Source organism: Pseudomonas sp. P1_C12 (genome assembly GCF_056406435.1).
Window position 1 is genome coordinate 39,869 of sequence record NZ_JBFUAE010000006.1, and the last position, 11,791, is coordinate 51,659.

At 52.7% G+C, this 11,791-nt stretch carries 9 protein-coding genes; 5 read left to right on the forward strand and 4 right to left on the reverse strand.

Annotation, left to right across the window (positions count from 1 at the left end; translation table 11 throughout):
* The first annotated feature begins 4 nt into the window (after positions 1 to 4).
* Both AC1D19_RS12435 and AC1D19_RS12440 read left to right on the forward strand, forming a co-directional pair.
* Complete coding sequence (locus AC1D19_RS12435; RefSeq protein ID WP_477763370.1) at positions 5 to 481, forward strand: hypothetical protein; 477 nt, start codon at positions 5 to 7, stop codon at positions 479 to 481.
* Between the two features lie 4 nt (positions 482 to 485).
* Positions 486 to 1,061, forward strand: a complete 576-nt coding sequence (locus tag AC1D19_RS12440) for an HNH endonuclease signature motif containing protein (protein WP_477763371.1) — start codon at positions 486 to 488, stop codon at positions 1,059 to 1,061.
* Positions 1,062 to 1,523: 462 nt separating this feature from the next.
* On the opposite strand, the gene folD is transcribed toward AC1D19_RS12440, so the two are convergent.
* The gene (gene folD / locus AC1D19_RS12445; RefSeq protein WP_477763372.1) at positions 1,524 to 2,441 is read right to left on the reverse strand and encodes a bifunctional methylenetetrahydrofolate dehydrogenase/methenyltetrahydrofolate cyclohydrolase FolD; all 918 of its coding nucleotides are present in this window, start codon (positions 2,439 to 2,441) and stop codon (positions 1,524 to 1,526) included.
* A gap of 60 nt (positions 2,442 to 2,501) precedes the next feature.
* On the reverse strand, positions 2,502 to 4,931 hold the full coding sequence (locus AC1D19_RS12450; protein ID WP_477763373.1) for an FAD-dependent oxidoreductase: 2,430 nt from the start codon (positions 4,929 to 4,931) through the stop codon (positions 2,502 to 2,504).
* Positions 4,932 to 5,078: 147 nt separating this feature from the next.
* Here AC1D19_RS12450 and AC1D19_RS12455 point away from each other — a divergent pair, with 147 nt between their 5' ends.
* On the forward strand, positions 5,079 to 5,954 hold the full coding sequence (locus AC1D19_RS12455; protein WP_477763374.1) for a LysR family transcriptional regulator: 876 nt from the start codon (positions 5,079 to 5,081) through the stop codon (positions 5,952 to 5,954).
* 46 nt (positions 5,955 to 6,000) lie between these two features.
* Entirely contained in the window at positions 6,001 to 7,674 is a 1,674-nt protein-coding gene (locus AC1D19_RS12460; RefSeq protein ID WP_477763375.1) for a Shedu anti-phage system protein SduA domain-containing protein, read from the forward strand.
* A gap of 43 nt (positions 7,675 to 7,717) precedes the next feature.
* Here the strand turns inward: AC1D19_RS12460 and AC1D19_RS12465 are convergent, their stop codons facing one another.
* Positions 7,718 to 9,214 (reverse strand): CoA-acylating methylmalonate-semialdehyde dehydrogenase, encoded by a 1,497-nt coding sequence (locus AC1D19_RS12465; protein ID WP_477763376.1) that lies wholly within the window; start codon positions 9,212 to 9,214, stop codon positions 7,718 to 7,720.
* An 87-nt stretch (positions 9,215 to 9,301) separates the two neighbouring features.
* Positions 9,302 to 10,648, reverse strand: coding sequence for an omega-aminotransferase AptA (gene aptA / locus AC1D19_RS12470; protein WP_477763377.1), 1,347 nt, complete (start codon positions 10,646 to 10,648; stop codon positions 9,302 to 9,304).
* 160 nt (positions 10,649 to 10,808) lie between these two features.
* Between aptA and AC1D19_RS12475 the strand changes: the two genes are divergently transcribed.
* The gene (locus AC1D19_RS12475; RefSeq protein WP_477763378.1) at positions 10,809 to 11,729 is read left to right on the forward strand and encodes a LysR family transcriptional regulator; all 921 of its coding nucleotides are present in this window, start codon (positions 10,809 to 10,811) and stop codon (positions 11,727 to 11,729) included.
* Positions 11,730 to 11,791: the final 62 nt, after the last annotated feature.

Consider the following 11,791-nt stretch of genomic DNA (forward strand, 5'->3'; position numbering starts at 1 on the left):
TCACATGGAGGACGCCGATGAGGTGTACCAGATCCTTCGAGACACCAAGGTTTTGGCTCGCCGTTATTACCAACTCACTCGCAAACCGCTGGGTGTGACTGGGGAAATCGCAGAGTACGAGGCAGCTCGGCACCTCAACGTCGAGTTGGAACTGGCTAGGCAAGCTGGGTACGACGCGACAGAAGTGAGAGATGGGCTGACAGTCAGAATTCAAATCAAGGGGCGGTATTTCACCAGTCCACGAATGCGAAGCGGCCGAGTGGGATCAATCGATTTAAGGCAACCCTTCGATACTGTTTTACTGGTTCTTCTCGACGCGGATTACAACGCTTTCCAGATTTTTGAAGCGGATCGCTCTGCGGTTGAGGCGTTACTGAAAAGGCCTGGGTCAAAGGCTCGAACGAACGTGGCTCAGTCGGTATCAGTCAATTCAAAGCGATCAGCAGACTGCGCTGGGCGCGGGCTGAACTATAGGAAATGACGCCATGCGACAGTTCGAACGAGATGATGTGCCTCGGGCTGCGGCTGGGGACGCAGATGCCTTGTTAAGAGTGCAAAGACGCAAGGACGTGCTGAAGTGGAATGCCCAAGAGCGCAGGACAGCGTTGAAGTACGCCACGCCCCTATGGGCTGATCATAAGGCGATTGATGCTGTTTACACGGAGGCTAGGCGGCTGTCAGCCGAGACTGGTGTTAAGCATGACGTTGATCACATCATTCCGCTCCAAGGTAAAAAGGTCTGCGGACTACACATACCTTGGAATCTGCGAGTGATAACAAAGGCTGTTAACGTCAAGAAGCACGCCAGCTTTGGTGATGAGGATGTCGTAGATTTTTTGGCCGGACTTGGTTATGAAGTAATTTACGGTGTTCGCAACCTGAGGCGGGCAATCAAGATAGGCAGCGGACAACCGGTTCTGCTAGTTAGCCCCGAGGGGCAGGTCATGCTAGAAGTCGCACATCTTCACGGTGAGTTTGTCATCGGACCTGCTACTGAGGCCTCAACTCTTCCATTAGTTGCAATAGCTAGGAATTATCCGCTGCATACCACCAGCCCTTGATTGAGCCTTTTGCAATACCAAAAAGCGGGTTTAGCACTAGTGAAGACTGATTGATTTGGGTTTTATAGATACCCTTTAAACTCACAGCGTACAGTTTCAAGCCCTGCCGGTGACTGAATTGCCACTGTTTCGAAGAAAAACGGAATGACCGCTTTTGGCCGAGGCTGTGTAAAAACGTTTTCAGCGCGACAGGTACTCAAAACCGGACTGGAAATCGCGCTTCTACGAAAAATCCACATCTGCTGACGTGCCGATAAATTTCAGATTTAACGTAGACGCGCACACCTCAATTTTGGCGAAGCGTTTTTACACACTCTGGGCCGATTGCAGCCTGTGGCGACAAGGTGCTGACTAATACGTTAATCCGGAAAGGAAGTTTGACAGCCGTATTGATCAGCAACATCTTGACCTGACAAGCACAGCCGGAAGCGCCACTGTCAGGTCAAGTCGCTGTTTAGACGGTCAGTAGCGTGCAGCAGTATTACTCTCAATCGCCTCCGCAGCTGCCAAGGTGTTCTTCATCAAACAAGCAACGGTCATGGGGCCAACGCCGCCAGGAACTGGAGTCATGGCGGCTGCGATGTCCTTGGCAGAGTCGAAATCGACATCACCGACTAGAACCGATACACCGTTTTTCTCGACTCTGTTGATGCCAACGTCAATGACCACAGCGCCTGGCTTGATCGCCCTTGCATCAATAAATTCCGCCCGTCCAATCGCTACCACCAGGATGTCGGCCTGACGACATTCAGCGATGAGATCTCGCGTTCGGGAATGCACAATTGTGACCGTGCAGTTTTCCTGCAAGAGCAAATTCGCCATTGGCTTTCCGACGATGTTGGATCTGCCGACAATTACCGCTTTTTTGCCACTGAGGTCACCGATCTGATCCTTCAACATCATCAGGCATCCCAGAGGCGTGCAGGGAATCAGTTTGGCTTTACCCTGACCCAGCAGACCCACGTTGATCGGATGGAAACCGTCGACATCTTTGGCCGGGTTGATTGCCGCAATAACCTTCGACTCATCGATATGGGCGGGCAGCGGAAGCTGCACCAAAATCCCATGCACATAGCGGTCATTGTTCAGCTTATCGATCAGGTTCAGCAGGTCCACTTCGGACGTGTCGCTTTCGAGTAGGTGAGGGAAGGAGTCAATCCCGGACTCAAGCGCCTTTTTCATTTTGGTTTTAACGTAAACCTGGCTGGCAGGATCGCTCCCGACTAGTACGACAGCCAGCCCTGGTGCTCTGCCGCGTTTCTCCCTGAAGGCCCTTGCACCGACGGCAACATTCTTGCGCAAGATTTCAGCAAACGCCTTCCCATCGATTATGGAAGCCTCCGCATTGGGCGCGTTATCCAAAGATTGTGTAATGGTCATTTTGTCCTACCCCATTAGCGGTCAGAAAGCTGCCTCTCGTTCATGGAGGCAGCTGCATAATCAAGATTTAAGGCGTTCGCCTTTAGGATCGTAAAGGCACCCCCGAATAACTTTCGCGGAGCATTCTTCACCCAGAACTGTGATGGTGAGTTCAGTATCCAGAGACGCCAGTTCGCGCTTGATAAAGCCCATGGCCAAACTCTTATTAACGCGATAACCATAGGCTCCTGATGTGGTAAGCCCTACCAGTTTTCCTTGATGAAAAATTGGCTCGCTACCCAATGCATCAGCAGGCCCCACTTGCACTTCCATCAGCACGAGACGGTGGGTACTCGGCTTCTCTTTTTCTGCCAGCACTGCCGCACGCCCTTCAAAATCACCTTTATCGGTCTTGATGAAGTAGCCCATGTTGGCAGCCAGCGCCGAATACTCTGTTGTCAGCTCGCGGCCCCAGATTTGATAGCCCTTTTCGATGCGCATCGAGTCCATGGCTCGTAGCCCGAAGTCGGCGATTCCATGCGCTTCACCCGCCCAAACGAGTGCTTCGTAAAGCGCTTGCTGGTGTTGGAGTGGATGGTGGAGTTCCCATCCCAGTTCGCCGACAAAGTTCATCCGCAATGCTCGAACGGGAGCGCCGATGACCTGGATCTCCTGGCCGGTAAACCATGGGAACGCCTCATTGCTCAGATCGGCGTCGGTGAGTTTTGCCAGTACCTCTCGTGCTCTCGGGCCTGCCAGGATCAGCGTGCCCCAATCCCTGGTGATGTTCGCGATGAAGATGTCCGCGTACTTCGTTGCCCGTTGCCGCAGCCAATCCTCAATCAGCAATTCACAGGCCGCCGGGCACATCAGGTAAAACGCGCCGCTTTCCAGGAGCGTCATGGAGAATTCCCATGCCACGCTTCCTGATGGGGTGAGCACATGGGCGAGAGCCACATCCCCGCATTTGGCAGGAACCTGGTTGGGGCTGATCCGATCCAGAAATGAACGAGCATCCTTTCCAGAAATCTCGAATTTTGTGAAGGCACTCAGGTCGAGGATACCCACGCGATTCTGCACGGCTTCGCATTCCGACCGGACTGCTGCATCCCAATTACCCCGGCTGTAGCTAAAGTTCTCGACGGGGGCATCGGCAGATTTTGCGAACCAGCTGGCTCGCTCCCAACCGTAATAGGCGCCGAACACGGCATTCTTGTGTTTGAGTATCTCGAAAACTGGAGTCGTCTTTATTTCGCGACACGCAGGACGCATCGCGTACTCGTTCGGGCAGCTCAACTGGTACTCGTTGGCGTACAGTTCAAGCGACTTGGTCACGGTGTAGGAAAGATTGGCGTAGCTACCAAAACGACGGGAATCCAGCTCCCAAAGTTCAACCTCAGGGTGGCCGTCGATGATCCACTGAGCAAGGTAACGGCCAGCGCCGCCACCCTGAGTGATCCCGAAACTGAACCCTGCGCAAGCGAAGTAGTTGTCGTAGCCATGCACGGGTCCGAGCAGGGGAAGGCCATCCGGGGTGTACACGATAGGGCCATTGACCACGGTCTTGATCCCGCCGTCACCGATGATGCCTACCTGCTCCATCGCTGCACCGATGATTTCTTCGAGACGGTTCAGTTCCGGTTGCAGCAGTTCCTGACCGAATGTCGTTGGAACCCCATCGACTGCCCAGGCCACCGGCTCTCGCTCGTACGGGCCGAGGATCAGCCCCTTGCCCTCTTGGCGAAGGTAGTAGGAAATATCGGGATCGCGAAGAAGGGGAAGGTGGTGGGGTCTGTCCACCAAGGCTGGAATATTGTCGGTGACCAGGTACTGATGTTCCAAGGAGCAGATGGGGAATTGATGGCCGATCATCGCGGCCACTTCATTGGCTCTGAAACCTGCGGCGTTCACGATAATGTCTGCGTGAATGACACCTTGTTCGGTAGTCACTTCCCATTTTTTGTCGGCGAGTTGAGTAATCGCGCTAACCGGATTGTGCCGAACAATGGTAGCGCCGTAACCACGTGCCAATTGAGCCATGGCATTGGTTACGCTGGTCGGATCAATATGACCGTCATACGGGTCCCAAAGCCCACCCAGCAATCCGGTGGTGTCCAGGAAGGGATGCAGTTCCTTCAGGCGCTCATTGTCGACAACTTCGACGCCAGTCAAACCGGCAAGCGTAGCGAGTCCTGCGACCCGTTTGAACTCATCCAGACGTTCCTTGGTATGCGCGAGCCGGATCGAACCTGTTTGGTGGTGACCGACCGATTGACCAGTCTGCTCCGCGAGTTGTTGATACAGCTCGATGCTGTTTTTCTGAAGCTTCATGATGTTCAGACTGGTGCTGAACGAAGGAAGGTTGCCCGCGGCGTGCCAGGTTGATCCAGACGTAAGTTCAAGCTTCTCCACCAACATGACATCCGTCCAGCCGGATTTGGCCAGATGGTAAAGCGTGCTCACACCAGTAATACCACCACCAATCACTAAAACTTTGGCTTCCGATTTCATCTCGGGGGGATCCTTTGACGGGTCTATTGGGTACGTGATTCGCCGGGGCTCCGGGCGTCTGGATTCGATGCTAAGGCGCTTGAGATGGCACTACAAACGATGTATACCAGTGTCATTTATAAGTAGGGCTTATGCCGGGGTGCCGCGATGTCGTTGACCAATCTTCAGCTCAACTGGCTTCGGACGTTTGAATCAGTAGGGCGACATTTGAGCTTTTCGGCTGCGGCGATTGAACTGAACATGAGCCAGTCGGCGGTCAGCCAGCAGATAAAATTGCTCGAACACAAACTTGGCAAGGCGCTGTTCTTGAGGCAAACACGTTCGATCCAGCTGACCGTATCGGGGCGAGCGTATTTGGCAGTGGTCCGGGAAGGCCTTTGGCATATGCACCAAGGGATGAACAATATCTTCAGCTCGGTCGCCCAAGGCGTCCTTGAGTTGAGCGTCAACAACTCCTTTGCGCAGTTGTGGCTCGCCCCCCGTATGGAACGGTTTGCTGAGCTGTATCCGCAAATTTCTCTTCGCATGTACGGCGTTAACTGGGAGGCGGATGCTCCACCTTCCAGCGCAGAGCTGGAGATTCGTTACGGTGCGGGTAACTGGCAGCAGTACGACATCCAGCAACTGCTCTCGACTGAGCTGAAACCGTACTGCTCACTGGACGTTGCTGCCAAACTTCGAAGTGCCGGGGGATTGCTGAGCCTGCCCTTGATCGATGTGTTGGGCACACCCAATGGCTGGAGCGACTGGTTGGCTACTTACCCGCAAGGAGAGGCAGAAAACTATCAGCGCTTTTACGTCGACAGTTACGCAATTGCGGCAAGTATGGCGATTGAGAATGCGGGGGTGTGTCTGCTCAATGAGGAGCTTGTAGAGAAATCCAGGCTTCGTGGACAGCTCGTGTCTCCCCTTGATCAGACTATTGAATGCCTTGCTGGATTTTATCTTTTGAAACCACACAATAAGCCATTGTCTGGTGCTGCTCAGGCGTTTTGTACTTGGCTGGAGTCAGAACTTCGTTAAAAGAAAAAGCTGTGTTTTTTTTATTAATTTTTATGAGTCAGAAGTTATGCGCTCAACTGGTAGCGAAGAGTTGATTCTGAAATTTCGAGAGTTGCTATATTCCGATTCCTTGGAGATGGCAGGGTCTAAGAAGGCAAGAGGGAATGAAAATAGTATTCAAGAATTTATGGAGCTTAATTCTGAGCTGATACCAACCCCTCGCTTGATGTCAGGTGGATTGTTTTGTGAGTCTGTAATCTCAAAGTATCCAGTCAGTCATAACTTGATTACAGACTTTGTCTTCGTTTCCGTTGCGTCGGGGAAAGTTCAAATAACCTTAGTGGAACTTGAGAACTCCGTAAAAAGAATCTTCATGAAAAATAAGAGTCATAAATTTCATGGCGATTTTACTGGGGCTTTTTACCAAGTCAATAGCTGGCAGCGGTACCTATATACGCCGGCTAGAAAAACGGAGTTTTTGGATAGACTTCGTAGTTTTTTGCCCGAGGGTATACCTGGATGTTGTCCAGAGATTAAGTATTTTCTAATTATTTCTGGCGCGTTGCCATCAGGGGCTGAGTATCAGAAAACATTAGACAGTTATGCTCAGTCCGTAGGGATTGATATTTGGACTTATGAAGATGTTATATCAGCGTTGCCTTATAGTGCGGGCGAGAAAAATATACTTGCTAGGTCTGGCAGTGGCTATTCAGTGAAAAAGCTTGGTGCATCTCGTAGGATGTTGTTAAGTAACCTGGGGCCGGCCTCACTTAGTGTTCAGTCTGATATTTTCAATACACTCGAACAAAACGCTCAGGAGGAAATTAAGCAGTGGAGCAGTGGAGGTTATCGAAAGGCTGACCCATGGAGAATCAAGTTGTTAGGTCGGCATGGAGGTGGTTTTGACTCTAAATTTACAGCTAATGAATTGATGGGGATATTCAAGCGCTCATCAAATTGTTGTGAGTGGATTGGGTGCTCTAACAGGGTGTCTATTGATTTTAACTGTTTTGATGGTGGCTTTGTAAAGCATAAGTACTCTACACCTGATCCTTATGCGTTATGGTATGAGTCAGAACGTCGTATTTATAAGCAGGATGTTCGGATGTATTGCCGCCAACATATAGAAGGCTGTTCTTTGGGCGAGCATGGCTATTCAGAGTTTCCACCAACTGTCTCTCACGTCGAGGATGGTGTATTCGATGCTGAGATAGACTCGATAGCCAGGCAAGCGGTGCTGAGATTTGTTGTGCAACATTGTCTACCTAAAAATTTAGACGGTTTAGGTTTTATTTGTGAGTCTTTGAGTATAGAAATATATAAAGCTTTTACAAATTGGATTATGGCTGTGTTATCTATTTCAGGTTTTGAGAGGGGAATTTATTTGCCGTTGTTTTATCATATCGATTTTCAAACAGGAGAGTGTTTGGTTAATCCATATGTGATTTTAGAGTATGGGATGTCTGAAAGCTTTAATCCTAGTAGGCATTCCAAGGGGTTGCTGCATGATAGTGGATTGTTGGTTTCTGTTGTAAATGAACAAAGCCCGGATTTGGCTCGTTGGGAGTTCAGGGTTTGCACAGATGAAGGGGTATGCCTTAATAAGGTATTTCACTCGATCCAAAGTGCATTTAATTTAGATAGACTGCTTTCTATGTTTGATAGGTGGGACTTCAAGCCGATGGAGAATCCTGCGTCCTTATCGACATTTGACTTGTTGCCATATTGGTTAGAGGGATGATTTTTGAAAGCAGGAGCCTGTCCGAGACAGGCTCCTTTATATTTTAGCTATTGCTTGGAAACGCGAACTGCGCAGCCTCATGGCTGGCACGCTGTGGCCAGCGCTGAGTGATCGCCTTGCGACGGGTGTAGAAGCGCACACCATCTGGGCCGTATGCATGAAGATCGCCGAATAGTGAGCGCTTCCAGCCGCCAAAGCTGTGGTACGCCACCGGAACCGGTAGCGGAACGTTCACACCCACCATGCCCACCTCGATCTCGTCACAGAACAAGCGCGCAGCTTCACCGTCGCGAGTGAAGATGCAAGTACCGTTGCCGTACTCGTGATCGTTGATGAGTTGCATGGCCTGTTCAAGGCTCGCTACGCGCACGATGCACAGCACTGGGCCGAAAATCTCTTCCTTGTAGATGCGCATATCAGGCGTCACGCGGTCGAACAGGCATCCACCCAGGAAGAAGCCATTTTCGTTGTTGGGCACTTGAAGCCCACGCCCATCGACGACCAACTCGGCCCCGGATTCAACACCTTCGTCCACGTAGCCCTTCACTTTGTCCCGGTGGGCGCCCGTGATCAGTGGTCCCATGTCGAGACCGCAAGATGTACCGGCGCCAATTTTCAGCGCCTGGATCTGCGGCACTAGCTTATCGATCAGCGCATCGGCGATTTGGTCGCCCACACAAACGGCGACGGAAATCGCCATGCAGCGTTCGCCGCAGGAGCCGTAAGCCGCCCCCATCAGGGCGCTAACGGCATTGTTCAGGTCTGCGTCCGGCATCAGCACCGCATGGTTCTTAGCGCCGCCCAAGGCCTGGATACGCTTGCCGCGTTTGGTGCCTTCAGCGTAGATGTATTCAGCGATAGGCGTCGACCCTACGAAGCTCAATGCTTTCACTTCCGGCGCCTCGATCAACGCATCGACAGCTTCTTTGTCGCCGTGAATTACGCTCATCACCCCTTTAGGCAAACCGGCTTCAATCAGCAGTTCTGCGATGTACAGGGTAGAGCTTGGGTCGCGCTCCGATGGTTTGAGGATAAAGCAATTGCCGCACACGATGGCCAACGGATACATCCAAAGTGGAACCATCGCCGGAAAGTTGAACGGCGTAATACCGGCCACCACGCCAACAGGTTGGAAGTCGCTCCAGGCATCGATGTTCGGCCCCGCGTTGCGGCTGAATTCACCCTTCAGGATTTCCGGGGCCGCGCACGCAAACTCAACGTTCTCAATCCCGCGTTTGAGTTCTCCGGTGGCATCTTCAATGGTTTTGCCGTGCTCTTCGCTGATCATCCGGGCGATTTTGGCTTCGTTCTGTTCCAACAATTGCTTGAAGCGAAACATGACCTGAGCGCGCTTGGCGGCCGGCGTCTTGCGCCATGCGGGAAAGGCGGCTGTCGCGGAGTCAATGGCGTGTTGAACGGTGGCGCGATCCGCGAGTGAAACCTGATGGATGACCTCGCCAGTGGAAGGGTTGAACACGTCCGCGGTGCGGCCGGCGGTGGCGATATGCTCGCCGTTGATCAGGTGTTGAATGATGCTCATGGATGAAGACCTGCAAGATTGAAAATAGAAGTGATGCTGGCGGAGTTGACCCGCCAGCATGGGGTGGTTTGCCTGCACGTTGTTGCGTTAATCGATGTGGTTCAAGGCTTCCCCGACGGCGTCAAACATCCGGTCAAGATCTTCAGGTTTAGCGTTGAAGGTCGGCCCGAACTGAAGGGTGTCTCCACCGAAGCGCACGTAGAACCCCGCTTTCCAAAGCGCCATGCCGGCCTCGAATGGGCGAACAATTGCATCACCTTCGCGGGGTGCAATTTGAATAGCACCTGCGAGGCCGCAGTTCCTGATGTCAACGATGTGTTTTGCGCCCTTGACGCCGTGCAGTGTGCGTTCGAAATGCTGCGCCAGGTCAGCTGATTGCTGGATGAGGTTTTCCTTCTCCAACAGATCCAGTGTTGCGAGGGCCGCAGCGCAGGCAACCGGGTGCGCCGAGTAGGTGTAGCCGTGGCCAAATTCGACCGCGTATTCCGGACTCGTCTGATTCATGAAGGTTTGGTAGATCTCGCTGGAAGCGATCACGGCGCCCATTGGAATGGCGCCATTGGTGATTTGCTTGGCCACGTTCATGATGTCCGGCTTCACGCCGAAGTACTCCGCGCCGCTCCAGGTGCCCATGCGCCCGAACCCGGTGATCACTTCGTCAAAGATCAACAGGATGTTGTGTTGAGTGCAGATCTCACGAAGGCGCTGTAAGTAGCCTTTGGGAGGCACGATGGCACCTGCGGAGCCCGACATCGGCTCGACAATAACGGCTGCGATGTTCGTCGCGTCATGCAGTTCAATGAGTTTGAGCAACTCATTTGCCAGTTCCACACCACCGGTTTCCGCCATGCCTTTGGTGAAGGCCAATCCCGGCTGCAATGTATGGGGCAGGTGGTCGACATCCATCAATTGACCGAACATCTTGCGGTTGCCACCGATGCCACCCAGGCTCGTGCCCGCGATGTTCACGCCGTGATAGCCGCGTGCTCGGCCGATCATTTTGGTCTTGGTCGACTGACCCTTGAGGCGCCAGTACGCCCGGGCCATTTTGACCGCAGTGTCCGCGCACTCGGAGCCCGAGTTGGTATAGAACACATGGTTCAGGTCGCCGGGCATGAGGTCAGCGACTCGCTCCGAAAGGATGAACGACAACGGATGGCCGTATTGAAACGCTGGCGAGTAATCAAGCGTGCCCAACTGGCGGGCGACGGCTTCCTGGATTTCCTTGCGCGAATGGCCTGCGCCGCAGGTCCACAGGCCTGACAGACTGTCGTAGACCTTTCTGCCTTCGGAGTCTGTCAGCCAGCTGCCTTGCGCAGAGACGATGAACCGTGGGTCACGCTGAAAGTTGCGATTCGAGGAGAACGGCATCCAGTGTGAATCCAGTTTCAGCTGGCTGGCCAAGGGAAGTTCGTGAGCCTGTTGTGTGTTCATGAGCAGTGGTCCTCGTGGAGAGATACTCATCGTGGTCAATCGGAGAGTTGGCCTTGTTGAGCGTCCTGAAGTGGAATTCAAGGCTTGCCTAGAAACTGACACGCGCTTAGATTCGATAAAACACACCTTTCGATACCCTTGGTTTCAGGTTACCTAAACTATGAAAGCGCGCCGTCCTAATCCAGTTGCTCAAGTCACTGATTTTGATATTCGGATGCTCAAGATATTTCGCAGTGTCGTGGAGTGCGGTGGATTCTCCGTTGCAGAGAGCGTTCTCGGTGTTGGCAGGTCAGCAATCAGTCAGCAGATGACAGAGCTTGAGCAGCGATTAGGTTTACGGTTATGTCAGAGAGGACGTGCAGGGTTCTCCCTGACGGAGGATGGGCAGCAGGTGTATGAGGCGTGTTTACGCTTGTTGTCGGCGATGGAGGGATTTCGAAGCGAGGTCAACGGGATGCACAGTCATCTCCGGGGCGAGTTGATCATAGGCTTGACGGATAACCTGGTAACGATGCCTCACATGCGCGTCACGGATGCATTGGCTTCTCTAAAGAAAAAAGGACCTGACGTTCAGATCCAGATTCGAATGAGTACACCAGGTGAGGTGGAGCAAGGCGTGCTGGACGGTCGTCTGCACGTAGGCGTAATCCCTCAGGTCGGTGCGCTTTCAGGCCTTGAATATCAGCCGCTGTATAGCGAGCGTTCTCAGCTCTATTGCGGTGTTGGCCATCCTTTGTTTTTCGTCAAGGATCTGGATTTAAATGAGCAGCGTATCCAGGAGCAGGACGCCATAGCCCCGACATTCCGCTTGCCGGCAACCATCCAGGAGCATTATCAAGCGCTGAACTGCACTGCCAGCGCATCGGACAGAGAGGGAATGGCATTCCTGATTCTTACGGGCCAATACATTGGGTACCTGCCTGATCACTACGCGCGGAGCTGGGTTGCAGAAGGAAGGCTCAGAGCGTTGAAGCCCTATTCCTGTTTTTACGACCTGACGCTGGCATCTGTCACCCGAAAAGGTCGCCGTCCCCATTTGGTATTGGAGACCTTTCTCGAATCCCTCGCGATGAGCGGCTGACGAATTGTGGAGCCTTCCACGTGGCAACTGACGAATCAGTACAGCTTATTAATAAGCACCTG

Excerpts from the sequence above, each read along its gene's own strand:
- AC1D19_RS12440 (WP_477763371.1), top strand. The coding sequence starts at position 486 with ATGCGACAGTTCGAACGAGATGATGTGCCTCGGGCTGCGGCTGGGGAC.
- aptA (WP_477763377.1), bottom strand. The coding sequence starts at position 10,648 with ATGAACACACAACAGGCTCACGAACTTCCCTTGGCCAGCCAGCTGAAA.
- AC1D19_RS12450 (WP_477763373.1), bottom strand. The coding sequence starts at position 4,931 with ATGAAATCGGAAGCCAAAGTTTTAGTGATTGGTGGTGGTATTACTGGT.
- AC1D19_RS12455 (WP_477763374.1), top strand. The coding sequence starts at position 5,079 with ATGTCGTTGACCAATCTTCAGCTCAACTGGCTTCGGACGTTTGAATCA.
- AC1D19_RS12465 (WP_477763376.1), bottom strand. The coding sequence starts at position 9,214 with ATGAGCATCATTCAACACCTGATCAACGGCGAGCATATCGCCACCGCC.
- AC1D19_RS12435 (WP_477763370.1), top strand. The coding sequence starts at position 5 with ATGGAGGACGCCGATGAGGTGTACCAGATCCTTCGAGACACCAAGGTT.
- AC1D19_RS12475 (WP_477763378.1), top strand. The coding sequence starts at position 10,809 with ATGAAAGCGCGCCGTCCTAATCCAGTTGCTCAAGTCACTGATTTTGAT.
- AC1D19_RS12460 (WP_477763375.1), top strand. The coding sequence starts at position 6,001 with ATGCGCTCAACTGGTAGCGAAGAGTTGATTCTGAAATTTCGAGAGTTG.
- folD (WP_477763372.1), bottom strand. The coding sequence starts at position 2,441 with ATGACCATTACACAATCTTTGGATAACGCGCCCAATGCGGAGGCTTCC.